Genomic DNA, 25,687 nt, shown 5'->3' on the forward strand with positions numbered 1-25,687 from the left:
CACTAAGCCTCTACTTCGTAGTGACTATCTTTTGTTTACATTTGATTGCATCAAATGCATAAGAGCCACTAAGCCTCTACTTCGTAGTGACTATCTTTGTTTACATTTGATTGCATCAAATGCATAAGAGCCACTAAGCCTCTACTTCGTAGTGACTAAGTGGCTCTAAATTTTCTGTTTATTTAAAAAAATCTAAATTATCGGTTTACATACATAATTGTCATATGTATAATGAATGCATATCAATTTAATAATATTTTGATGAGGCGCATCAATCAAGAGTACGTATTAGATTACTGTCTGCTAACAGCTAATACTGAAAGGGTGCGATGCCGAAACGATTATAATAGCAGTTATAATTTGTTGGACTTTTTGGTTAAGAGCTAAGAGTTTGTCATTATTCAAAAATAATGGAGTGCATCACTTGTATATAAATTTAGAACAAGTTCGCATTCCGAACTTGTTCTTTTTTATTAATTGTGTGCCCTCTTCTAAAAATGGGAGGACAAAAAAGTGTCAAGAAGTGTTTTAAAATTTGGCGGATCTTCCGTCAGTGATTTCACCAAAATAAAAAATATAGCTGAAATGCTAAAAACACGTATTGAAAATAATGAACAGCTCATAGTTGTAGTTAGTGCAATGGGAAAAACAACAGACCTGTTAATGGAAAATGTTTCAACATTAACATCTACTCCAAAAGATCAAGAATTAGCACTACTTTTATCCACTGGTGAACAACAAACTGTGTCTTATTTATCAATGGTCTTAAATGACATTGGCGTAGGAGCTAAAGCTATGACTGGATATCAAGCTGGTATCAAAACAGTTGGCCATCATCTTAAAAGTAAAATTGCTGAAATTAATCCTCAAACATTTGACAATGCCTTTGAACAATACGATGTTTTAGTTGTAGCAGGATTTCAAGGTATTAATGATGATTTCGAACTTACTACACTTGGCCGTGGTGGTTCAGATACGACTGCAGTTGCCATTGCTGTAAGTAACGATATCCCTTGTGAAATTTATACAGATGTTGATGGTGTATATGCTACAGATCCTAGAATTTTACCTAAGGCTAAACGCTTATCTTATGTATCATACGAAGAAATGATGGAAATGAGTGCCCTTGGTGCAGGTGTTTTAGAAACGCGTAGTGTTGAATTAGCTAAAAATTACAATATACCCCTTTATTTAGGCAGAACGTTATCAAATGTGAAAGGAACTTGGATTATGTCAAACAAAGAATTATTAGAAAAGAAAGCAGTAACTGGTGTAGCGTTAGATAAACATATGATGCATGTAACAATTACTTATCCACTACCAGATAATCGTTTATTAACTCAATTATTTACAGAACTTGAGCAAGGCTCTGTTAATGTCGATATGATCTCTCAAATTGTCAATCATGATGGTTTACAACTTTCATTTACCATAAAAGATAGTGATGTACATCAAATTTCTACTATTTTTGAAAATCTGAGACATCAATTTGAAGCATTAGATTATAAAATAAACGAGCATTACGTCAAAATTTCATTAATTGGTTCTGGCATGAGAGATATGTCAGGTGTTGCGTCAAAAGCGTTTATGACTTTAATAAACAATAATATTCCATTTTATCAAACTACAACATCTGAAATTAGTATTTCCTATGTTATTGATTCCGAAAATGGAACATTAGCTGTAGAAAAACTTTATGACGCATTTGATATTTAATGTTAAAATTATTATTAAAATATTCTAAAAATTTTTATTATTACAAATTGGAGTGACTGTATTATGACAAAATTAGCTGTAGTTGGAGCAACTGGATTAGTAGGAACTAAAATGTTAGAAACTTTAGATCGTAAAAATATTCCATTTGATGAATTGGTATTATTTTCATCACCACGTTCAGCTGGTAAAGAAGTTTCTTTTCAAGGTAAAACGTATGTTGTTCAAGAATTAAATGAAGACCGTGCACAAGAGCATTTCGATTATGTCTTAATGAGTGCCGGCGGTGGTACAAGTGAACATTTTGCTCCCCTTTTTGAACAAGCTGGCGCTATTGTAATTGATAATTCTAGTCAATGGCGTATGACTGAAGATGTAGATTTAATTGTGCCAGAAGTGAATGAACCAACATTTAGTAGAGGTATTATTGCCAACCCTAACTGTTCTACAATTCAATCTGTTGTGCCATTAAAAGTATTACAAGAAGCTTATGGCTTAACTCGAGTAGCATATACAACTTACCAAGCTGTATCTGGATCTGGCATTAAAGGGAAACGAGATTTAGCTGAAGGCGCTAATGGTAAAGAGCCGGAAGCATATCCACATCCAATTTATAATAATGTATTACCACATATTGATGTCTTTCTTGACAATGGTTATACCAAAGAAGAACAAAAAATGATCGATGAAACACGTAAAATTTTAAAACAACCTGACTTAAAAGTAACTGCAACATGTGCGCGTGTTCCCGTACAAGACAGCCATAGTGTTGAAATGGATGTGACGCTTGCCAAAGAAACAACTGCTGAAGATATTAAAGCATTGTTTGATGAAGATAGTCGTGTCGTATTAGTTGATAATCCTGCTAATAATGAATATCCGATGGCGATAAATTCTACTAATAAAGACGACGTATTTGTAGGTCGTATTCGTCGTGATGATTCATTAGATAATACGTTCCATGTTTGGTGTACATCAGACAATTTATTAAAAGGCGCTGCATTAAATGCAGTACAAGTTTTAGAGCAAGTAATGAGTCTAAAAGGAGAGAAATAATATGACACATTTATTCGAGGGTGTTGGTGTAGCATTAGCTACCCCATTCACAAATAATGAAGTAAATTATGATGATTTAAGACAACATGTTTCATTTTTATTAGAGAATAATGTTAAAGCGATAATCGTTAATGGTACAACTGCTGAAAGTCCAACTTTAACAGAAGATGAAAAAGATCATATTTTAGAAACCGTTGTCAATTTAGTAGATGGACAAGTTCCAGTCATAGCTGGAACTGGAACGAATGATACTGAGAAATCTATTAAATCTTCTGTACGTGCACGTCAATTAGGTGCTGATGCAATTATGCTAATCACACCATACTACAATAAGACTAATCAACGTGGTTTAATCCAACATTTTGAAACGATTGCCAATGCAGTAGAATTACCAGTTGTCTTGTACAATGTTCCTTCTAGAACGAATATGACCATAGATCCAGAAACTGTAGAAACGTTAAGTCACAATCCCTATATTGTTGCTTTGAAAGATGCAACGAATGACTTTGACTATTTAAATGAAGTACAACAACGTATTAATCAAGATGACTTTGCATTATATAGTGGCAATGATGATAATGTAGTTAAATATTATCAACAAGGTGGAAATGGTGTTATCTCAGTTATTGCAAATGTTATTCCAAAAGAATTTCAAGACATATATGACGCACATCAAAATGGCCAAAATATCGAAACTTCTTTTGAACCTATCAATGAACTGTTAAATGCACTTGCTGTTGATGTTAATCCAATTCCAATTAAAGCATTGACTAGCTATCTAGGCTTTGGTAATTATGAATTACGCTTGCCTCTCATTCCATTAGAACAAGCAGAAACTACAGTCTTACAACAAGCTTATGATACGTTTAAAGCAGGTGAACAATAATGAAAATTTTATTAATTGGTTATGGGACTATGAATAAACGTGTTGCACGTTTAGCCGAAGATAAAGGTCATACTATCGTTGGTGTGATTACACCTGACAGTAATAACGATTTACCCTACCAAACTTATAATTATATATCAGAGGTTAATGATGCAGATGTAGCGATTGATTTTTCAAATCCTAATTTATTACTACCATTATTAGATGAAGACTTCACTCTACCTTTAGTTGTCGCAACCACTGGTGAAAAAGAACAGATCATTGCTAAGTTAGAACAATTAGCAACACGTATGCCTGTATTTTTCAGTGCAAATATGAGTTTTGGTGTCCATGCTTTAACTAAAATATTAGAAGCTGCCGTTCCTCTATTGCAAGATTTTGATATTGAATTAACTGAAGCACATCATAACAAAAAGGTAGATGCACCTAGTGGAACTTTAGTTAAACTTTATGATGTGATCGAGTCATTACGTGAACAAACAAATCCTGTTTATGATAGACATGAAATGAATGAAAAAAGACAACCCCAAGATATCGGTATTCATTCCCTACGTGGAGGTACTATTGTTGGTGAACATGAAGTGTTATTTGCAGGTACAGATGAAACCATTCAAATCACACATCGTGCGCAATCAAAAGATATCTTTGCCAATGGAGCAATTCAGGCTGCACAACGCTTGATCAATAAACCAAACGGATTTTATACATTCGATAATTTATAAATTTACATTAAGGAGACTTTAACAATATGGTACAACATTTAACAGCGGAAGAGATTATTCAATATATAAGTGATGCTAAAAAATCTACACCTTTAAAAGTTTATGTCAATGGTCAATTTGATCATGTCGATTTCCCTGAGACGTTTAAAGTGTTTGGATCTGAAAATTCAAAAGTAATATTCTGTGAAGCGGATGACTGGAAACCTTTTTACGCTAACTACAAAGCACAATTTGAAGATGTAGAAATTGAAATGGATCGTCGTAATTCTGCGATTCCATTAAAAGATTTAACCAATACGAATGCACGTATTGAACCAGGTGCTTTTATTAGAGAGCAAGCAATTATTGAAGATGGTGCTGTCGTGATGATGGGCGCAACAATTAATATTGGTGCTGTCGTGGGTGAAGGTACGATGATTGATATGAATGCTACTTTAGGAGGTCGTGCTACTACAGGTAAAAATGTACATGTAGGTGCAGGCGCTGTATTAGCAGGTGTTATTGAACCACCAAGTGCATCTCCAGTTGTGATTGAAGATAATGTTCTTATCGGTGCTAATGCTGTTATTCTTGAAGGTGTTAGAGTTGGCGAAGGTGCTATCGTTGCTGCTGGCGCTATTGTTACTCAAGATGTGCCTGCAGGTGCTGTCGTTGCAGGTACGCCAGCGAAAGTGATTAAACAAACTTCTGAAGTTGAAGATTCAAAGCGCGAAATTGTTTCAGCTTTAAGAAAACTAAATGATTAAGTCATAGTCAATGTTTATTGCTAGTTTTGATATTTCGAAATGAGCATTCTGTTAAAATTAATCATTTCCAACAGACATCGATGATGCAATGATTCATCGGTGTCTTTTCTTTATAACAATGAATGATAAAGTAACAATTTAGGGTTTACTATTTGTATGAATATGTAAATATACTACACTAATAATATAATATTTAATGAACAAAGGGCTGATAAATATGAATGAATTAGAATTTGTAACACAGCACAGACGTCATCTTCATCAACATCCAGAGTTAAGTTTACAAGAATTTGAAACAACAGAATATATTAAACAATTTTTAGATGACCTCAATATTACATATGACTGTCCACTTGAAACAGGTGTGATAGCTTATCTTGAAGGTAATGGATCACATACTTTAGCTTTTAGAGCTGATATTGATGCCCTTCCTATTTTTGAAGAAAATGAAGTACCCTACCGAAGTCAAACAGACAATGTTATGCATGCTTGTGGCCATGATGGACACACAACTGCATTAATGTTGTTCGTAAAACGCTGTAAAGATTTAGCAGATAAAGGTGAACTTCCTCAAAATGTGGTATTTATCTTCCAACCTGCCGAAGAAACTGGCGGTGGTGCCAATCGTCTAATCAAAGCTGGTGCCTTTGATAAATACCCTATTGAAGCTGTCTTCGGTATACACGTTAATCCTTTCACTGATGAAGGTGGTGCTGTAATAAGAGATGAAGAAATTACTGCAAGCGCCACAGAGTATCGTTTCTATTTTAATGGTTTATCTAGCCATGTTGCAGATAAAGAACAAGGTCATTCATGTGGTGAAGCGCTACAACATGCACTCATACAAATAGCTCAAATACAACAATTTCATCTTAATGGCTTAAAGCGTAACATTGTTCATATTGGTCATTTTGAAGCTGGGGAAGCAATTAATACAGTTCCTAGTAATGGTTATTTAGAAGGCACTATTCGTACCTATGATATTGATGATTTAACAACTGTTAAGCAGCAAATGATAAAAATAGCTGAAAGTGTTAAATTATTATTTAATGTTGATTGTGAAGTGAAATTCGCTGAAGGTTATCCGCCAACAATGAATAGTCCTAAATTGCGTGCACAAGTTGAACAAGCTTTAACAGAGGCGGATTTAAAGGTCATCGATAAACCAACACCATTTTTATTCGGAGAAGATTTTAGCTTTTATGGCCAACAATTAGCCCCTGCTTACTTTGTCTTTATGGGAACACGTAACAAAGATAAAGGGTTTGTCACAGGTTTGCATACGTCTCATTTGAATTTTGATGAACATGTGTTAATTGATGTGGCGAATTATTATGAAAATATTTTAAAAAACTATAAAGAGGTGTAACGTTTTGACAGCAACATGGTCAGTTAATACAGATATATTTCAACAAAATGCTGTAAAAGTTAAAAATAATCAACCAATTATGGCAGTTGTTAAAAATAATGCGTATCATTATGGTTTAGCATTTGCTGTAGATCAATTTCTACAAGCAGGTATTACAACATTTAGTACAACATCATTACGCGAAGCCATACAAATACGTCAACTTGCACCAGATGCCACTATTTTTTTAATGAATGCTGTTTATGATTTTGATGCTATTAGAGATAATGACATTCAAATGACGCTACCGTCTCTAAGCTATTACTATGAGAATAAACATCATTTGGCAGGTATACGTGTACATTTAGAATTTGAAAATTTACTACATCGTTCTGGTTTTAAAACGCTGGCAGAAATTAAAGAAGTATTAACAGATCATAGTAAAAATAGTGAGCCCAAGATGATTATTAGTGGTATTTGGACGCATTTTGGCTATGCTGACGAATTTGATGTACCTGATTATGATATTGAGCGTAAACAATGGCTTAATGTCTTAAATACTTTATTAGACGAAGGTCATCATTTTGATATGATACATGCTCAAAATAGTGCTAGTTTTTATCGTGAAGGTCAAGTCGTACTGCCCTACCATACACACGCAAGAGTGGGAATTGCATTATATGGTTCTAGACCATATAGTTCTTTAAACGAAGATGATATTATTCAATCGTTAAAAGTAAAAGCAAATGTTATCCAAGTACGCGAAGTACAACAAGGTGATTATTGTGGATATAGTTTTGCTTTTGAAGCAACGAGAAACCATACAAAACTTGCTGTGGTTGATATAGGTTATGGGGACGGTATTTTAAGAAGTCGTGCTCAACATGAAGCGATAATAAATAATAAACGCTACCCTATTCGAGCATTGATGATGAGTCATATGTTTGTTGAAGTTGATGACTCGGTGCAAGCACAAGATGAAGTAATATTATATAATAATTATATGCGCATCGATGAATTTACCTTTAAGGGTGTTGGTGCAAATTCAGAACAATTAAGTGCAATGAATCATGATTCTTTACAAAAGGAGTATTGCTAATGACTGTAAAATATAACGCTTCAGGCGAACTAACGATGAATGACATGAGTTTAAAAACAATTGCTCAAAGTTTTGGTACACCTACAATTGTATATGATGAAAATCAAATTAGAGAGCAAATGAGACGTTACCATCGTGCATTCCAACATAGTGGCTTAACATATAACATCTCCTATGCTTCCAAGGCATTTACATGTCTGCAGATGGTTAAACTTGTTGCAGAGGAAGATTTACAATTGGATGTTGTGTCAGAAGGAGAACTTTATACAGCTTTAGAAGCTGGATTTGATGCTAAAAAAATTCACTTCCATGGTAACAACAAATCTAAACATGAAATTAGATATGCGTTGGAAAGTAGTATTGGTTATTTTGTTATTGATTCACTTGAAGAAATTGACTTAATCGATAAATATGCCAATGACATAGTAAATGTCGTTTTACGTGTTAATCCAGGTGTTGAAGCACATACCCATGAATTTATTCAAACTGGACAAGAAGATAGTAAATTCGGTTTATCTATTCGTTATGGTTTAGCTGATCAAGCCATTGAGAAAATTACACAAAGTAAACATCTCTATTTAAAAGGAATTCATTTCCATATTGGTTCACAAATTGAAGGCACAGAAGCAATGATTGAAACAGCTAAAATTGTCTTAAACTGGTTAAAAAAACAACAAATTGAAGTGGAGCTATTAAATCTTGGTGGTGGTTTCGGCATCAGATATGTTGATGGTGATCAAAGCTTTCCAATAGAAGAAGGTATTGCACAAATTACTTCAGCAATTAAAACTATAGCACATGAATTAAGTTATCCCTTACCTGAAATTGGCATAGAACCTGGTCGTTCAATTGTTGGTGAAGCTGGTGTTACCTTATACGAAGTTGGTACGATCAAAGATATTCCAAATGTTAATAAATATGTCTCTATAGATGGTGGTATGAGTGATCATATCAGAACAGCCCTATATGGCGCACAATATGAAGCATTACTTGTTAATCGACATGAAGAAGCCAACGATACTGTAACTATCGCTGGTAAGTTGTGCGAATCCGGAGATATTATTATTAAAGATGCTAAATTACCTTCTTCTGTTAAACGTGGCGATTATTTAGCTATACTATCAACTGGAGCATATCACTATTCTATGGCTTCAAATTATAATCAAATGCAGAAACCTTCAGTTTTCTTCTTAAAAGATGGCAAAGCACGTGAAGTAATAAAACGTCAATCATTGAGACAACTCATTATTAATGATACAAAATAAATAACATTAACAATCTAATATGACTAATAAGTAAACAAACCATATCTCACTATGATAATAACTATAACTGTCATAGCATGATAGGGTTTGTTTTATTTTATGGGAATTATAAAGATTTCAAAAATAAACTTTTGTTACAATGTCACTTATTAATTTTATGCTTTTTATAGTAAGACAAAATGATAAAGATGATTACCATATAAATAGTTAAAAAAACGACGTCACTAAAATTAAAATTATAATGACTTAATGTAATATTATCATCTTTTAAATGGTTTAACGTTTCATTAAAGTGCTTGTGATATTGTGGGGTATCCATGAGATGAAGATTAAACATATAGTAATACAAATCTAAAAATACAATATTAGTAAAAATATACAATTTATTGTTAGTAGTTTTAAAGTAAAAGTAACCTGCTATTGCAATAGGTATAGTTAAAATAAATATGAATATTAACAGCACATTTACTTTCAAACCAACTACCGATAAAATACCGTAGAATATTAAATTAAGAACCAGACTAATAAGAATATATATCAATAGTATTCACCTCATAACATCGACAACATCAAGAGAACTCAATCTTATAATTATATTATAAATATGTTGTTATAAATATTTCAAGCGCAAAAAGAGCCTCTCGCAATTGAGAGGCTCTTCTATATTATTCATAAAATAAGTATATAAAAACACCTTACATCTTGGTAAGGTGTTAGTTAATCAATGATTATATATCAGAAGATTAAAGTTTTACAACGTTTGCAGCTTGAGGACCACGATCGCCTTCAACTACTTCAAACTCAACTGCTTGACCTTCTTCTAATGATTTGTAACCATCTTGGTTAATTGCTGAAAAATGTACGAATACATCATTTTCTCCTTCAACTTCGATAAAGCCGAATCCTTTTTCAGCGTTAAACCATTTAACTGTACCTTGTTTCATATTCTGAAACCTCCAAGACTAAAATTCATTCAATATGCTTATTCGCATATTACAAAAAATACATGTAATATATATCAAATATTCTTTGCAATATGGAATAAAACATCTGCTTAAATAGTATTATAGATGATTTACTGCTAAATTGCAATATAATAATCAAAAATTCGCACTTAATCAACTATTGGAAGTTTATAATAAACTTCATTATCTTGTAATACAATAAAACTATAAAATATTTGTAAGTCTTCTTCACAATCTTCACAAAAATTTAAATCACAATTATTATAAAATGCATAAATATTATATTTACCTGTAATATAATTATCGAATTCAGATTTACATTTATTGATTAATTGTTGATAATTTTCAATCATTTCATCGAATGTTTGATAATCAAATTGTTCAACAATATTATCTGGCCAGTCACTGAACAACCACCATCCCTCATAATCGGCTCTAATCTTAGCAACTGTCCACATACTAAAGACCCCTTTCAACTCATAAAACTTTGTCTTTATTGTCATATATTTCACTATGTAAAATCAAGCTAAGTGACTTGATATAGTACTTGTTTTTCGCATAGTAAATATTAGTTTTTTAGCTGAAAACTACGTATAATAACATTATGGGGTGATTTTATGGAACGTAAACATGTTAAAGTATTTGGAACAGTTCAAGGCGTCGGATTCCGATTCTATACTCAAAGACTTGCATTTAAATATAATATTGTAGGAACCGTACAAAATGTCAGTGATTATGTAGATATATATGCTCAAGGTAAGGAAGATGATTTAAATCAATTTTTAAATAGCGTTATTGAAGGTGCTTCTCCAGCATCACAAGTAACTCATCATGAAATTGACGATTTAGAAATAGATAGTTCATTAAATGATTTCAGAACGATATAAAACGCTATATAAAGGAAGATGACAATGAGATATACGATCTCTCATATATTGGGTGTATTAGTAGGCATACCTGTCGCCATCATGACATGGATTGTAGGTGTAGTTGCTTTAGATGTTACCTTTTTGCTTGATTTAACCATTGGTGTATTAGGTTTTATTGCAAGCTATTTACCTATACAAAAACTGACATCTCGTAAATATTTGAATGAAATTGGTTTATCTAGAAAAGATTATCGCTATATACGCAGTCAACTAAATCAAACACATCAGAAATTGAGAGGTATATTAAAAAGTTATGTCAATATACGCTCAATTAAAGATTTCAAACAAATACATGATATTTATCAAATATCTCGCTCTATTTATACGTCTGTTAAGCAAAGACCAGCTATGTTCTTTATTGTTGAAGGGTTCTTTTATTCCCATTTAGATAATGCCTTAAATTTAGTTGAGTCTTATACACGCCTAGCTAAAATGCCACGTAAAACAAAAATAGACAAACAAAAATTAGAACAAACGAGAATTACACTTGATGAAGTTAAGCGAACTTTGTTAGCAGATTTAAGGAGATTAAACGAAGATGACTATCAAAGACTGGACGTAGAAATTGAATTAAATAGATTAAGACAACAACAACATAAAGACAATAAATAAAATATGGAGGATTAATGATGTTAAATAATGATAAGCATACAAAGACGCATCCTCTTGATGATTTGCTCAATAACAAACAACAGCAATTAACAACAAATAGTTATGACAAACAACAACTGTCTATTGAAGAACAACAAAAGGTTGATCAATTGAGCCAACAAATTAAAACTTTAGACCATGATAGTTTATTATCCTATGGTGCACAATTACAACAACATATGTCACATTTTTCTCATCAAATGCTGGACGATGTTCAAACGAAAGATGTTGGTCCTGTCGGTGATACATTAAATGATTTAATGACTAAGTTAAAAACTGTAAATCCTAATGATTTAAATCCTGATAAGCAGTCAAAATTCAAAAAATTATTTACTAGAGCCAAAGCTTCTGTCAATGAAATCTTTTCAAGAATGCAATCAGTAAGCGCACAAATCGATCGCATAACGATTCAATTACAACAACATCAAGATTACTTAAGTAAAGATATAGAATTGCTAGATCAACTGTATGATAAGAATAAAGTTTATTTTGATGATTTAACATTGTATATCATTGCTGCACAACAAAAAAAGCATCAGTTACTTCAACAAGATTTACCTAAACTACAAGCTGAAGTACAACAAAGTTCCAATCAAATGGAAGTGCAACGTCTAGCTGATATGGAACAGTTTATTGATCGCTTAGATAAACGTATTTATGATTTACAGCTATCTCGACAAATTGCGATTCAAACAGCACCACAAATTAGAATGATCCAAAATGTTGATCAAGCATTAGCCGAAAAGATTCAAAGTTCTATTTTAACAAGTATTCCTCTATGGAAGAATCAAATGGCCATCGCTTTAACACTAATGAGACAACGTAACGCCGTTGCAGCACAGCGTGCAGTTACTGATACAACGAATGACCTACTTACTACCAATGCTGCCATGCTAAAACAAAATGCACTTGAAACAGCTACTGAAAATGAACGTGGTATTGTTGATATAGAAACTTTAAAAACGACACAACAAGATATTATTGACACAATTGAACAAACATTACAAATTCAGCAACAAGGTCGTGAACACCGCCAACAAGCAGAACAAGAACTACAACATTTAGAAAACGACTTAAAGCAACATTTGATAACGATGAAACAAGATTAATCACATCATCAATACTATTTAAAAGCTAGAAAAACTTGTATAAAAAATCGAGATTTTCACTTTCTTGCTGTGAGCATCTCGATTTTTTTAATTTTATATTTAATTAATATTATTAAGAGGTACACAATGGCGCTTGCCATCCCAATTCATTAAACTATAAAGATTTTAATAATAGTTTTTTCAATAATGGTGATAAATGTGCTGGTAAATTTTCAACACCTTCTACAAAAATAGCATATTGTCCATATATATTATGAATCGTTTGCTCTATGTCTTCAGTAATCGGTTCTTGACTTAAAAAGACATTAAATACTTCTATGCCAAATTTGCGTGCCATTTCTACTGCTTCATACGTATCAATAATACCATCTTGACTATAATTAAAGGCTGATGGTTCGCCATCGGAAAAGACAATTAAAAATCGTTGATGATGATGTCGTCGCATTAATCGTTCACTAGCTATTCGTATCGCTACACCATCACGATTATCATCTTGTGGCTCTAACGCCATAATTCTAGGGCCATCTTTATCTAATATTGAATAATCATAGTTAATTACTTCGCTCAGTATATTAGGTTGCACACTTTCATCGGCATCAAAAGCATCTTCACTAAAGGCTAATATCTCATGCTTAATATTTAGTGATTTCAACGTCTCATGGAATAAAACAACACCTTTAATCGTTTCAGCCATTTTATCATGCATACTAGCAGAGGCATCAATTAATAACGTAAATGTCGCATCAAAAGACTTACTTAAATCTTGTTCTTTGTAAAATAGTTTATATTGGTCATCAATAAACCAATTAATTAAATCTTTTTGTAAACGACCTTTAGTTAGATTATATCGTGCGTCTTGATGTTCGCGTTCAATGGTTTTTTTAATAATTTGAATTAAATCTTTAATCTCAAATTGCACTTCACTGCGTACGTCTTGATATTCACTAACATATTGTGGTTCAATTTGTGGAATTTGCCATTCAATGGCAACATTTTTGTTAATACCATCTAATTGAAAAGCGCTATTTTGTCCAGTAGCGCCACCTTCTTTATCATCTAGTGTATCATTTTGAGAGCCTTTACCTTTTTTTGTCATCATATCAGTCATGTCATCAGTTGAATCGCCTTCTCTTGCTTCATCATTGCCTAATGTTTCACTATTTTCACCTTCATGCAGTTCCATTTCAAGATATGCCCCACCTTGTGATTCACTATCTGCTGATTTAGTTTCAGCATGTTCACTTTCAATATCATCATCTTCAGAAGAAGCATCCTTGCCATCCACTTGACTGGCATCAGTTCTCGTTAAATCTTCAAATTGTTGCTCTGCAATTTGTTCATAGACTGTTCTTGGTAAATAATAATATTCATTCAACATATCTTCTTGTAAAATATGATCAATTTGGAACATGACACGTTGTGCTAAATACATGTTGTCTTCAGAATTCTCATTGTAGAAAAAATTAGGTAAGTATAAAAACATATTAACTAAAATATCATCTAGTTTAGGATGAATGGTAGGTATATCAAAGAAATTCTGACTTAAAAAAGCTTTTTCCAAATATAAAAATAATAAATCAGTATACTGTGTTTTAGTTTGATAAACTTTTATTTGCGATTCAGTATATGCAATACGTGTGTTTAAACGTAAGTCTATATATTTCGCTGTATTGGGACGTTGACTTTTAATCATATTAAAGACTCTCATGTCCTCTAATAGTTTAAAAAGTTGTTGATAAAACTTCGTATGTTCAAATTGTCTGTCATGTACAACTTCATTGACAATGTCAACATCCATTAATTGATAGCCATAAGCAGCTAGCATGACATCAGTTTTTAAGCCTGCTTGCTCTATATGCTTAGGTCGATGTGACCAAAACCAACTTGTAATGAGTATATTTTGAAGTGGATTATAAAAAGGGAATTTTTGAATCTTCACTTGCGTTTGTTCATTTTTTAATAGTAAGCGTGCTAAATCTTGTAACATCATAACTTGCTTAGCATCAAGTTGTTCGTCATTAAATTTTATGAAACGATCACTCATCATTTATCCCTCTTTAAAAGTTTAATTCAACTGCATTAATAATTGCTTGTTGTTCACGTTCATCTTCCAATTTATCAATAATCGTACGTTTTATTGCGCGTTCCACCGGCATAACTGTTAGCAAGTCACATAAATCAAGTAGTGCGCGAATACTAGCTGCTTCTTCAGAAATTTGTCCCTGTTGTGACATAGTGCGTAAATCCTCATTAAATTTGATGATTTGCTCTATTTTATGATCATCTTGTAATAAACTTTGCTCTTTAATTACTTCTTTTAAAATGTCTCCATCTATATAATCTACATGTATCACTACAAAGCGGTTTTTAAGTGCTTCATTCATAGGTAAGGTACCAACATATCCTTCATTAATAGCAGCAATCACATTAAACCCAGGCACGGCTTTTATGACTTCACCTGTATATGGATTAGTAATTTGTCGACGATAGTCTAACACACCATTAAGTACTGGCAAAGTTTCAGGTTTAGCCATATTAATTTCATCAATATAAAGAATATGGCCTTCTTTCATTGCTTTAATGACAGGGCCATCTACAAAGACAATTTCTTGTTGACCTTGTGCGTTAGTCTTAATTGTTTTAAAGCCTAGCAAACTTTCAGTATCTAAATCTACTGAACAGTTAACTTGATGCATAGGAATATTAACTACTTCACTTAACGTTTCAGCAAGTTTGGTCTTACCAGATCCAGTAGGACCTTTTAATAGTATATTTTTATTTAAATCAAATAACGCTTTTGCATCATTAAATACTGTTTGATCTGAATTTTGATATTGTTTTATTGCCATTAGTCCTAACTCCTTCACCTAAATTAAAAAACTAAGACATTGAATTACGTCAATCGCCTTAGTTTAACTATTCTATTCTTATTTATTAATATTTAACCGTATTAAACTTCTTTAAAGTAGTCCTTATAATAGCCACCAACTAGTCCAGAGTTATCTATTATTTGATAGTACTCTTCTGTTTCATTGATGACATCGTATTGTTTACCAACAGTTAACATATCAGAAACTGTAAATTTCTTAGCATCTGTATTAGTAACTTCTACTTTTTTAATTGGTTCCTTATCTTTCCATGTTTCGTGTAACATATCATCTGTCTCCCTATTTATAATTAATATTGTAATGTATATATGAACGACAGACCACTATTCTCAGTAATCCGTATCGATTCAAAATCATCTTTTTGTAACGTTTCATATGGTAATTCTATTTGGTTTAATTTTGAAATAACTTCATTAAATTGTGCCTGATCTTGTGTTGAAAATTCTACTTGATCTACGACGCCATAATCAGGTAATTGTATGGTTGGATTTGCTTGACATAAATGTATTTCTCCACCAAGTCCGCCTGTACCGATTTTAAAAACTTGCACATAATAATTAGCATCTTCATAAGGCATGTACTCAGCAAATAAATCTAAGCCAAAAATATGACTTAAAATTTGACTCGTTGTGTTAACATCATTAACTTTCAAAATAACCGGACCCAGTCCTTGAACTTGATGTAATGGATTAACAGCGCTATCGATAGATGGCATGCCAAGACCTACACCAGAGTTATTTTCATCAGAATAAATAGAAATGACATGATTATTATAATCTTCAAAACTAAAGTACTGATTGCCATTTAATTCTTTAAACGTAGTATGAGCAATACCATGGTTATCTAATATGTCTTGATATTCTGTTAATCCTAAATCTGAGGGTGTACGTAAACCAATACTTTCAATATGTGATGTTTCAAGTTCATCTCCCGGGACTTCTATAAAATGTATTCTCGTACCCGGGCTTAAATCCGCATCACCAAAGCGCATACCTTGGTCAATGTGCTTATCAAAATTCAAACCCAATATATCAACCATAAAATGTTTCGTTTGTTGTAAGTTGGTAGTTCCTAATGTAACACTAGTTAAACCACACATGCTAGACACCTCAATCTTTATCTTTCAGTAACATTATAACGTATTTTAGCAAGAATTTATAGCAGTGGCACATTATCTACATTTAGAATGATATGACTATGCGTCGACGATTAAATGACTTCTATTTTATCGTCAGCAATAGTAATACATGTGACTAATATAATCATATAAACTATTATATGACATAATAAATAAAATAAGCTGGCACTATCTTCCAAAGACATCATTGATAGTAATCGTGATACTGGCGGTAAGACCCATTTAAGCCATTTGAAAAGTATAGATTGTTGACTGATGAGGTCTTGTGAAATGACTAAAAGCGTTAGTAGACATAGTATCGGCCATTGTAATTTTTTGACATGATGACATATAGTTAACACAAATGTAGTCATTAATATCGCTAATAACACCATAAAAATATGTAATAAAATTGCTAAAATCAATTCTCTGACGGTAATAGTTGTATCAAAAAGATTAAAAATGATTGGATATACTAATGAAAAAATAATAAGTGGTAGTAGAACTATCAAACAAACAATCATTTTCAAATAGAGATAAACTTTTCTATGTTTAAGCTGTATATAAAAAAGATGTTTTTCAACATTGGAATCAGAATGAAAGATGATTTTAGTTAGCCACATCGTGATAACAAACAATACAAAGACTGATAATGCATAACTTGAATTAGTGTCCTGACCACGATAAAAATATAATAATAAAATCCAAAAGATAAAAATTAAGTAAGGTGGTATAAATGAATAAGTCGACCAAATCTTTTTACATTGCAACATGATAAAGGCTTTAATCATAATTATAATCCCCTACCTCTTTTATTTCTATGTCATAATGAATTAATGTGACCAACAAACGATTTAAATCATCACGCTTGATAACAATATGTAATTCATAATCACAGATTTCAATCTGGTGCCACATATCTATCAAATCATTGTTAAGTAACTTTATATTATTGAAATTAATGATCACATTTTTATAAGTAACTTGTGACCGCAATGTATTTATCGATGTATCTTCTATTAAACCTTCGTTATTTATCAAAACTTTATGACTAATCAATTGTTGTACGTCTTGATCATGACATGTCAAGATCACTGTATGTTTGTCTTTAAGCTGTAATAAATACCTTTTAATAAATGCTACTGACTTTTTATCTAAAGCATTAAATGGTTCGTCCAAGACATATAAATCTTTATTAACAACTAAACATTGAATTAGATTCACCTTTTGTCGAGTACCCAAAGAACAATCCTTTAATTTAGTATTTAAAAACGGTTGTATTTGTAATTGCGATATAAATAAATCAAACATAGCTTGTTGAAATGCAGTGCTATTTACTTGTTTAATATATTTAAAATAATCTTTTATAGATATATTTAAAGTATCAGGAAAATGTTCAGGTGCATAACTGATAGATTTTGTCGATATGATATGACCTTGATTTGGTTTTATTAGTTTACATAACAATTTTATAGTTATACTTTTACCAGAACCATTTTTTCCTTCTATTAATGTAATGCTATGTTTAGGTATCTTAAAGCTAACATGATTTAAGATATCTTGATGATTAAGACGTTTAGAAACATGTTGAAATTCAACTGCATAAGATGACATCTCAATTGACTCCTTATTTTTGACATAATCTTAATTTAACATAGCATAGACAGTGTCACATCATACTAAAGTCATAATTGTTATGATACTAGCTCTTGCCCAACTTGCCCGTCCGGCACATTTAGAACTAGTTAGATTTACAATCTTTATTAGTTCTTCCCCAGCTTGCACATTATTGTAAAAATTATAGTGACAGAATTTTTCTTTGCTGGGTCCCTAGCCTTTGTACTGATACTTAATAATTGATGTTAATTAAGTGAAAAAATACAACGACGATGTACGCCGTTGTATCAAAATTTGTTACTATATTTTGGTCTATATTATGATTCTAGTAATAAGTCTTCTGGATTTTCAATTAATTCTTTAATTGTTTTTAAGAATCCAACAGCCTCTTTACCATCAATGATTCTATGATCATAGCTTAATGCAATATACATCATTGGACGATTTTCAATTGTATCTTGATCAATAGCTATTGGTCTAGTAATGATTGAGTGCATTCCTAAAATAGCAGCTTGACTTCCATTAATAATTGGGGTACTCATCATTGAACCAAAGATACCACCATTCGTAATTGTAAATGATCCATTAACCATATCGTCTAATCCAAGTTTTTTATCTCTAGCTTTAACTGCTAAGTTTGCAATTTCAGCTTCAATTTCAGCAAAATTCTTCTTATCACAGTCTCTGACAAATGGTACTAATAATCCGTCATCAGTAGAAACGGCTACACCAATATCATAATATTGTTTCGTAATCATGTCATCGCCATCAATTTCTGCATTAACTTCTGGATATTTCTTCAGTGCTGCAACAGCTGCCTTAGTAAAGAATGACATGAATCCTAATTTAGTACCATCATGATCTTTCATAAATTGTTCTTTTTTACGTTTACGTAATTCCATCACATTCGTCATATCAACTTCGTTAAATGTCGTTAACATTGCTGTATTATTAGAAACTTCTAATAATTTTTTAGCTGCCGTTTTCTTTCTACGAGACATTTTTTCTCTGATAACTGGTTTTGATGGATTTTGATTAGCTGCTTTTGGTGCTTTGTTAGGTGCTTTCGTTTCTTGTTTAGCTGGCACTTGTTGTCTATTATCAATATCTTCTTTTCTAACAACATCATTATTTTTAGCACTTACTTCTGCTAAATTCACACCATTTTCTCTAGCATAACGTCTTGCTGATGGTGTAGCATTGACTCTTTGGTTATTATCATCAGTTTGTTTACTTTCTTCACTAGCATTAGAAGTTTGTTCAGTAACTTGTGATTTAGTAGTTTCTTCTTTTTGTGGAGTATCGTTGCTTGCTGTTTCATTTGAAGCGTTACCACTACCTTCACCAATAACTGCAATTGCTTGGCCAACTTCAACTGTGTCGCCTTCATTAGCTAATTGTTGTGATAATACCCCTGCCTCTTCAGAAACAACTTCAACATTGACCTTATCAGTTTCTAATTCAAGGATAGCTTCACCTTTATCGACTTGATCGCCTTCATTTTTTAACCACTCTGCAATGGTACCTTCTGTAATAGACTCTGCTAATTCTGGAACTTTTACCTCTGACATAACTTTATTTTCCCCCTAGTTATTTTTTAATGCATATTCAATGATTTTACTTTGCACCAACTTATGGATTTCCCCATCGCCTTCTGCTGGAGCAGCTCTTTGAATTCTGCCATGATAACTTAAATCATATTTATCTGCAACTAATGCTTTGATATATGGATAAACAAATAACCATGCGCCTTGATTCTTAGGCTCTTCTTGTACCCATGATACTTCAGTTAAATTAGGTAATTGTGATAATAGTGCATCAATTTCCTCTTGTGGGAATGGATATAGTCTTTCAACTGCTACAAGTAAGACAGAATCATCAGGATTTTTAGCAAGTTGTTCTTTTAAATCAATAAACATTTTACCAGTTGCTAAAATCACTTTTGTTACTTTATCTTGTTGATGCTCTTCAACTAAGATAGGTTGGAAACCACCACTTGTAAATTCATCAATTGGTTTTGCAACTGTTTTATTACGTAATAAACTTTTCGGTGACATAACAATTAATGGACGCATTTGTTCTGTACCTAAACTTGCTGCTTGAGCACGTAATAAATGGAAATAGTTACTTGAGCTAGATAAGTTGACCACTGTACTATTATTTTCAGCTGCTAGTTGCAAGAAACGTTCTAATCTTGCTGATGAGTGTTCAGGTCCTTGACCTTCGTATGAATGAGGTAAGAATAATGTTAAACCTGAGCGTTCTCCCCATTTAGCTCGTGAACTAAATAAGAAATTATCAAATATCATTTGTGCCATATTGGCAAAATCACCATATTGAGCTTCCCAAATATTGAAACTTTCTTTATTTTCAACGTTATAACCATATTCAAATCCAACCACAGCAGCCTCAGACAATGGTGAGTTATGAATATCAAATGTTGCTTTTTGATGTGGCACATGATGTAAAGGTGTGTATGTTTCTCCAGTTTCTTCATCATGTAATACTGCATGACGGTGACTGAAAGTACCACGTTCACTATCTTGTCCAGTTAATCGAATTGGTGTACCATCTTGAAGAATTGTGGCAAACGCTAATTGTTCTGCTTGAGCCCAATCTACTAAACCATCTTCTTTGTTAAATGGTTCATGACGTTTTTCAAGTACTTTATTTAATTTTTTTAAAATATGGAATCCTTCTGGATAACTAAGCATGGCATCATTAATCTCTTTTAAATGATCATAACTGAAACTTTGTTCATCAGCTTGTAATGGTAATGCTAAATCGTCAGGTTTTTCCATATCTGGGTTATCCATTTTATCAGCTTTATCAATTTTATCATGTGCTTGTCTTAATTCTTTTTGAACATTATCGATAACTGAATTCATTTCATCTTCAGTCATGACACCTTCTTCAACAAGCTTGTTACCAAAGATATATTCTACTGAATCGTGTTTACGAATATTTTGATACGGTAGCGGATTGGTAATAGATGGTTCATCCATTTCATTATGTCCATAACGTCGATAACCTACTAAATCAATAACTACATCTTTATGAAATTCTTTTCTAAATTCCATAGCAATATCAATAGCTTCGATTGTTGCTTCAACATCATCTGCATTAACATGGAAAATTGGAACATCGTAACCTTTAGCAACATCAGTTGAATAAGTTGTTGAACGACCATCAATAGGTTCTGTAGTAAAGCCAATTCTGTTGTTTGTGATAATATGCAATGAGCCACCCGTTGTATATCCTTTAAGGTTACCTAAGTTCATCGTTTCAAAGTTAATACCTTGACCTGGATATGCTGCATCACCATGTATAATAATTGGCATAGATTTATGATGATCTGTCGTTGGTGCACCAGCACGATGCGTATCATCTTGAGCTGCTCTTGTTCTACCTTCTACAACAGGCGCAACGATTTCTAGATGACTTGGGTTATTGGCTAAAGCAATTCGTTGTGTCGTTCCATATGAGTCAGTGGTCTTAATACCACCTAAGTGATATTTAACATCACCTGTCCAACCAGCAGTTAATTCTAAACTTCCATCTTTAGGTAAGAATTTCATTGGATCAGTATGCATAAATTCTGAAATCATCATTTCATATGGTTTTTCTAACACATGTGTTAAGACATTTAAACGTCCACGGTGAGCCATACCAATTTGAATATTGTTAATGCCTTCTTTACCAGCTAATGTTATTGTGCGTTGTAACATTGGTACTAACGCATCTACCCCTTCAATTGAAAAACGTTTGGCACCTACAAAGTTTTTGTGTAAATATTTTTCAAAGCCTTCAACATATGCTAATTTTTTGAACAAATCTTTTTTCTCACTATTATTTAGTGTCACTTTATACGGCGTTTCAATGCGTCGTTTTAACCAACCACGTTCAGTATTATTGTTAATGTGCGTATATTCAAAAGCAATTGGTCCTTTATAACGCTTTTCCATTCTTAAAATAGCTTCATATGCATTGTCATAAATTTCTGAAAAATGATCGGAAACAATTCCTGCAGATATCTCTTCCAAAGTCTCTTTGTCTAAATCAAATTCTTCAATTTCTAATCTAGGAACATGATTACGCTTTGGAGGATTAACAGGATAGATATCAGCTTTTAAATGCCCATATTGTCTAATGTTATCTATTAAGCGCATCACACGTTTAATTGTTCCATCACTGTTTTGACTACTTGCTCCATGTGATGTTGGAACAGTAGCATCATCATTTTTTATTGCATTAAACAAGACTTGTAAATCTTCAGGTACAGATGATGGATCTTGCAGAAAATCATCATATAGATCTAGAATTAAGCCTAGATTTGCACCGAAGTTTACAGGCGCCTCTGTAACTTCTTTTCTTTCGTTAGTCATTTTACACCCTCCACAAAAATGTTGAAACGCTTACAATGTAATAATATCACTTATTGACTATTTGTTAAAGTAGATTTACCTATTTATTGTATAAAAAAGAGAATCAACAAAACCGTTGATTCTCCTATATTTTAGTACGTATTATTGGTATCACATTGTATTCAATTTATTACATAAATACAACTTTATTTAAAAGATAATTTTAAATGTTGTACCTTCATTTAAATCACTGTCGATTTGTATTGTCCCACCATTCATTTGAATGATTTTTTGTGCAATGGATAAACCAAGTCCATTACCACCTTGGCTTCTGGCTCGTGATTTATCAACTCGATAAAATCTATCAAAAATAAATTCTTGGTCTTCTTTCGGTATCCCCATGCCATGATCTCGAATTTCAATAATTTTTTGCTTATTTTTCAAAAACGTACTTACGACAATGTGTTTGTGTTGATTATCATATTTTATAGCATTATCTATAAAAATTAAAAATAATTGTTCAAATTGGTGTGGTTTCATTTTAATTTCTAAAGTTTTTGAAGTTAGATTTGTCTCAAAACGATAATCAGGATGTAACTGTTTTAATGAGTGGATACGAGATGTAATTTCGTCATTTATATTGACAAGTTGTTTGTCAGAAGAAATGTCATTCACATCACCTTTTGTCAATTGCAATAATTCTTCTACTAATTTAATAATACGATTCATTTCTTCAATTGAAATATTTAAAGACTCTTCTAATACCGCAGGATCCTTTTTTCCCCACCGTTGAATAAGATTTAAATGCCCTTGAATAATTTGTAAGGGTGTACGTAATTCATGAGACGCATCTTCTACAAATTGACGCTGTTGATTGAATGATTCCTCAATTTGACTCATCATGGCATTAAATGTACTTGCTAAATTTTCAATTTCTTCATAGTTAGTATTTAATTGTAATTTATTTTGAAAACCATCTCGTCTAATTTTAATCATTTTATTAGATAACGTAACTAATGGCTTGGTGATTTGTGAAGAAAATATGTAACTAATCGTCGCTGTAATAATAGTAGCAATGACACCGAATGCTAATGCAATAATGTATAATGATTTGACGATATTGTCATAATTTTCTAAGGAATGAATTAATAAGCTATAACCTTTGAAATCTTTCGTCACTATCGGTTCTGTAATAATGAGATAATCTACTCCATGATATCTTTTCATCATTATTCTATCGGTATGTCCATGATCAAAGTCAGGAACAACATGTACAGTATTATCATTTGAAGTTTCAAATAATTTATGGTTATGGTCGTCATAAATGATTATTTCTTGAAAATTGCCTAAAGATGCATTTAAATCAAGTGCTGAAATATTTTTTACACTTTTAGAATGAAATAAATTATTGATATCACTGGAACTTCGTTCTGCGTCATCTAGTTCACTATTATGCAATGTATCTTTTAAAAAGAAAATAATAATCAGGCAAAATAATAAGATGGTAACGAAAGTAATCATTGTCGTAACAAGTATCCAATTATGTCTTAATTTTCTCTTTATCATCTAATCACATATCCTACGCCACGCACGGTTTCTATCATTTTATCCCGATTATATGGTTTTAATTTATTACGTAAATAGCGGATATAGACATCCACAACATTCGTTTCAACTTCGCTATTATATCCCCATACGTGATTTAAAATTTGTTCACGCTGTAAAACATGATTACGATTTTCAGCAAGAACATACAATAAATCATATTCAGTTTTCGTTAAATCAATTTCATGTCCTTCAAATGTAACTTTAAAAGCATTTTTATCGATAATTACACCATGTACGTCAATAATATCTTTTTGCGGTTGACGACGTAATATAGCTCTTATTCTTGCTAACAATTCTTCAATATCAAAAGGCTTGACGATATAATCATCTGCCCCATAATCTAAACCTGCCACTTTATCATATGTATCGCTTTTTGCTGTAATAATAATAATGGGTGTTTCTTGTTGTTGTCTAATCTTGCGACAAATTTCAAGACCGTTGATACTCGGAAGCATTAAATCTAAAATAATTAAATCATATTGATTATTTAAAGCACGATTCAGCCCTTGTTGTCCATCATACTCTATATCTACTTTATAATTCTCATGTGTCAATTCTAATTCTATAAACCTTGCTAAATTTTGCTCATCTTCAACAATTAAAATATGTGTCATATTTGTACCTCTTATTACTATACAATTTTAAAACAGGGAGTGGGATGGAAATAATTTTTTTAAATTTATTTCTTAATCCCACCCTGACAAGACTGACTAGAGTTTTAAAACACTGATTTATCAATATTTTAAAACTAGACAGTTACTGCTAAAATGCTTAATCTTAAGTGTAAAATGCATTTTGTCCCAGTTTCAACTTATTGTGTACTTTTCACTTCTTATATAAATTTTAGCATAAAAAAATAATGTTGTTATTATTTTTCTCATATTCAAATCATTTATGCTTAAACGTCATTGTTATTTATTTAACCTTTTGATGTAAGATTTTACATCATAACTAATGGTTAATTGTTATTTATAATGAAGACAATGACTAAGTTACAGTTAATCTAGGAGGCATATTTAAAAAGATATTATAGACTAAAAAACTTTATTAAAAATTTTACCGAAGTAATTGACAATGATTCTCAATAGTGTATAATACTATTTGAAAATGATTATCAATACCAAATAGAACATTCCCCCCCCACATACGTTTCGTTCAAAATTGGATTGGTCATTTTCAGATATTCCCCTTTTATATGCCCGTAAAAGACTATATACGTTATAACAACGTTTTTATAAAAGCAGTAAACCTTATGACACTTTAGGTTTACTGCTTTTATTAGTTGATACAGTTGAATTAGGTTGCATTAATTAAAGTTCTCTAATAAATTGAATTACTATTTTGATAGACTAGCACCCCAACTTGAATAGTATAGTGAAAATTCTGTTGACAGAATTTTTCTTTGCTAAAGCCACAATGTTCAACCTTGCCAGTCTTATATATTAAAGAAAATATTTCACTAGATTCCAGCTTCCAAAATTTGACTTTGTAAAAAATTGTGAACTGTCTTTTTTTGATGCCTTTCTGCTGCAAAAGTCTCACCATTATTCACTTACTATTTTCTTTAAAACTTTAGTAAATAAATATATGTATCCCTTTAAAAC

At 31.9% G+C, this 25,687-nt stretch carries 23 protein-coding genes, 2 pseudogenes and 1 riboswitch; of the genes and pseudogenes, 11 read left to right on the forward strand and 14 right to left on the reverse strand.

Annotated elements, in window-relative coordinates; translation table 11 throughout:
• Positions 1-253: 253 nt before the first annotated feature.
• Positions 254-429, forward strand: a riboswitch (Lysine riboswitch).
• Between the two features lie 84 nt (positions 430-513).
• The 8 genes and pseudogenes from CD113_RS00805 (at position 514) to lysA (ending at position 8,835) form a co-directional block, all read left to right on the forward strand.
• Positions 514-1,716, forward strand: coding sequence for an aspartate kinase (locus CD113_RS00805; protein ID WP_002462932.1), 1,203 nt, complete (start codon positions 514-516; stop codon positions 1,714-1,716).
• A gap of 63 nt (positions 1,717-1,779) precedes the next feature.
• Positions 1,780-2,769, forward strand: coding sequence for an aspartate-semialdehyde dehydrogenase (locus CD113_RS00810; RefSeq protein WP_002462930.1), 990 nt, complete (start codon positions 1,780-1,782; stop codon positions 2,767-2,769).
• A gap of 1 nt (position 2,770) precedes the next feature.
• Positions 2,771-3,655, forward strand: coding sequence for a 4-hydroxy-tetrahydrodipicolinate synthase (gene dapA / locus CD113_RS00815; RefSeq protein WP_002462928.1), 885 nt, complete (start codon positions 2,771-2,773; stop codon positions 3,653-3,655).
• The gene (dapB, locus tag CD113_RS00820; RefSeq protein WP_002462926.1) at positions 3,655-4,377 is read left to right on the forward strand and encodes a 4-hydroxy-tetrahydrodipicolinate reductase; all 723 of its coding nucleotides are present in this window, start codon (positions 3,655-3,657) and stop codon (positions 4,375-4,377) included. The genes dapA and dapB overlap by 1 nt, the downstream gene beginning before the upstream one ends.
• 26 nt (positions 4,378-4,403) lie before the next feature.
• Positions 4,404-5,123 (forward strand): 2,3,4,5-tetrahydropyridine-2,6-dicarboxylate N-acetyltransferase, encoded by a 720-nt coding sequence (dapD, locus tag CD113_RS00825; RefSeq protein ID WP_002462924.1) that lies wholly within the window; start codon positions 4,404-4,406, stop codon positions 5,121-5,123.
• 217 nt (positions 5,124-5,340) lie between these two features.
• Positions 5,341-6,492 carry an amidohydrolase gene (locus CD113_RS00830; RefSeq protein WP_002462922.1) on the forward strand — a complete coding sequence of 384 codons (1,152 nt, stop codon included), beginning with the start codon at positions 5,341-5,343 and terminating at the stop codon, positions 6,490-6,492.
• A gap of 4 nt (positions 6,493-6,496) precedes the next feature.
• Positions 6,497-7,586: pseudogene (locus tag CD113_RS00835) on the forward strand (alanine racemase).
• Positions 7,570-8,835, forward strand: a complete 1,266-nt coding sequence (gene lysA / locus CD113_RS00840) for a diaminopimelate decarboxylase (RefSeq protein ID WP_095092700.1) — start codon at positions 7,570-7,572, stop codon at positions 8,833-8,835. Before CD113_RS00835 ends, lysA begins: the two are co-directional and overlap by 17 nt.
• A gap of 142 nt (positions 8,836-8,977) precedes the next feature.
• On the opposite strand, the gene CD113_RS13005 is transcribed toward lysA, so the two are convergent.
• The 3 genes from CD113_RS13005 to msaA all read right to left on the reverse strand — a co-directional run bounded on the left by CD113_RS13005 (position 8,978) and on the right by msaA (position 10,258).
• Positions 8,978-9,376, reverse strand: coding sequence for an Msa family membrane protein (locus CD113_RS13005; protein ID WP_002464626.1), 399 nt, complete (start codon positions 9,374-9,376; stop codon positions 8,978-8,980).
• Positions 9,377-9,578: 202 nt separating this feature from the next.
• Positions 9,579-9,779 carry a cold shock protein CspA gene (gene cspA, locus CD113_RS00850; protein WP_000809131.1) on the reverse strand — a complete coding sequence of 67 codons (201 nt, stop codon included), beginning with the start codon at positions 9,777-9,779 and terminating at the stop codon, positions 9,579-9,581.
• A 170-nt stretch (positions 9,780-9,949) separates the two neighbouring features.
• Entirely contained in the window at positions 9,950-10,258 is a 309-nt protein-coding gene (msaA, locus tag CD113_RS00860) for a regulatory protein MsaA (RefSeq protein ID WP_002464627.1), read from the reverse strand.
• A 159-nt stretch (positions 10,259-10,417) separates the two neighbouring features.
• Here msaA and CD113_RS00865 point away from each other — a divergent pair, with 159 nt between their 5' ends.
• The 3 genes from CD113_RS00865 to CD113_RS00875 are packed head-to-tail and all read left to right on the forward strand — an operon-like array spanning position 10,418 to position 12,489.
• The gene (locus tag CD113_RS00865) at positions 10,418-10,687 is read left to right on the forward strand and encodes an acylphosphatase (RefSeq protein ID WP_002464628.1); all 270 of its coding nucleotides are present in this window, start codon (positions 10,418-10,420) and stop codon (positions 10,685-10,687) included.
• Between the two features lie 18 nt (positions 10,688-10,705).
• Complete coding sequence (locus tag CD113_RS00870; RefSeq protein WP_088177503.1) at positions 10,706-11,341, forward strand: 5-bromo-4-chloroindolyl phosphate hydrolysis family protein; 636 nt, start codon at positions 10,706-10,708, stop codon at positions 11,339-11,341.
• 17 nt (positions 11,342-11,358) lie between these two features.
• A complete protein-coding gene (locus CD113_RS00875; RefSeq protein ID WP_002464630.1) occupies positions 11,359-12,489 on the forward strand; it encodes a toxic anion resistance protein in 1,131 nt (376 codons plus the stop codon).
• Between the two features lie 154 nt (positions 12,490-12,643).
• On the opposite strand, the gene CD113_RS00880 is transcribed toward CD113_RS00875, so the two are convergent.
• From CD113_RS00880 to CD113_RS12815, 11 genes and pseudogenes are all read right to left on the reverse strand, one after another.
• Positions 12,644-14,533 (reverse strand): nitric oxide reductase activation protein NorD, encoded by a 1,890-nt coding sequence (locus CD113_RS00880; protein ID WP_002464631.1) that lies wholly within the window; start codon positions 14,531-14,533, stop codon positions 12,644-12,646.
• Between the two features lie 13 nt (positions 14,534-14,546).
• The gene (locus tag CD113_RS00885; RefSeq protein ID WP_002464632.1) at positions 14,547-15,338 is read right to left on the reverse strand and encodes an ATP-binding protein; all 792 of its coding nucleotides are present in this window, start codon (positions 15,336-15,338) and stop codon (positions 14,547-14,549) included.
• Between the two features lie 101 nt (positions 15,339-15,439).
• A complete protein-coding gene (locus tag CD113_RS00890) occupies positions 15,440-15,643 on the reverse strand; it encodes a DUF6501 family protein (protein WP_002464633.1) in 204 nt (67 codons plus the stop codon).
• Positions 15,644-15,666: 23 nt separating this feature from the next.
• Positions 15,667-16,476 (reverse strand): VOC family protein, encoded by an 810-nt coding sequence (locus tag CD113_RS00895; RefSeq protein WP_002464634.1) that lies wholly within the window; start codon positions 16,474-16,476, stop codon positions 15,667-15,669.
• 110 nt (positions 16,477-16,586) lie between these two features.
• A complete protein-coding gene (locus tag CD113_RS00900; RefSeq protein WP_002464635.1) occupies positions 16,587-17,285 on the reverse strand; it encodes a hypothetical protein in 699 nt (232 codons plus the stop codon).
• The gene (locus tag CD113_RS00905; protein WP_002464636.1) at positions 17,278-18,108 is read right to left on the reverse strand and encodes an ATP-binding cassette domain-containing protein; all 831 of its coding nucleotides are present in this window, start codon (positions 18,106-18,108) and stop codon (positions 17,278-17,280) included. The genes CD113_RS00900 and CD113_RS00905 overlap by 8 nt, the downstream gene beginning before the upstream one ends.
• Positions 18,109-18,428: 320 nt before the next feature.
• The gene (gene sucB, locus CD113_RS00910) at positions 18,429-19,682 is read right to left on the reverse strand and encodes a dihydrolipoyllysine-residue succinyltransferase (protein ID WP_002464637.1); all 1,254 of its coding nucleotides are present in this window, start codon (positions 19,680-19,682) and stop codon (positions 18,429-18,431) included.
• Between the two features lie 15 nt (positions 19,683-19,697).
• Positions 19,698-22,496: a 2-oxoglutarate dehydrogenase E1 component gene (locus CD113_RS00915; RefSeq protein WP_002464638.1), complete on the reverse strand. Its 2,799-nt coding sequence runs from the start codon at positions 22,494-22,496 to the stop codon at positions 19,698-19,700.
• A gap of 189 nt (positions 22,497-22,685) precedes the next feature.
• Entirely contained in the window at positions 22,686-24,041 is a 1,356-nt protein-coding gene (locus CD113_RS00920) for a HAMP domain-containing sensor histidine kinase (protein WP_002464639.1), read from the reverse strand.
• Positions 24,038-24,697, reverse strand: a complete 660-nt coding sequence (locus CD113_RS00925; protein WP_002464640.1) for a response regulator transcription factor — start codon at positions 24,695-24,697, stop codon at positions 24,038-24,040. The genes CD113_RS00920 and CD113_RS00925 overlap by 4 nt, the downstream gene beginning before the upstream one ends.
• Positions 24,698-25,148: 451 nt before the next feature.
• Positions 25,149-25,229, reverse strand: a pseudogene (locus CD113_RS12815) (hypothetical protein); the annotation flags it as partial.
• Positions 25,230-25,687 lie beyond the last annotated feature (458 nt).

Source organism: Staphylococcus simiae (genome assembly GCF_002902085.1).
GTDB classification, from domain to species: Bacteria; Bacillota; Bacilli; order Staphylococcales; family Staphylococcaceae; genus Staphylococcus; species Staphylococcus simiae.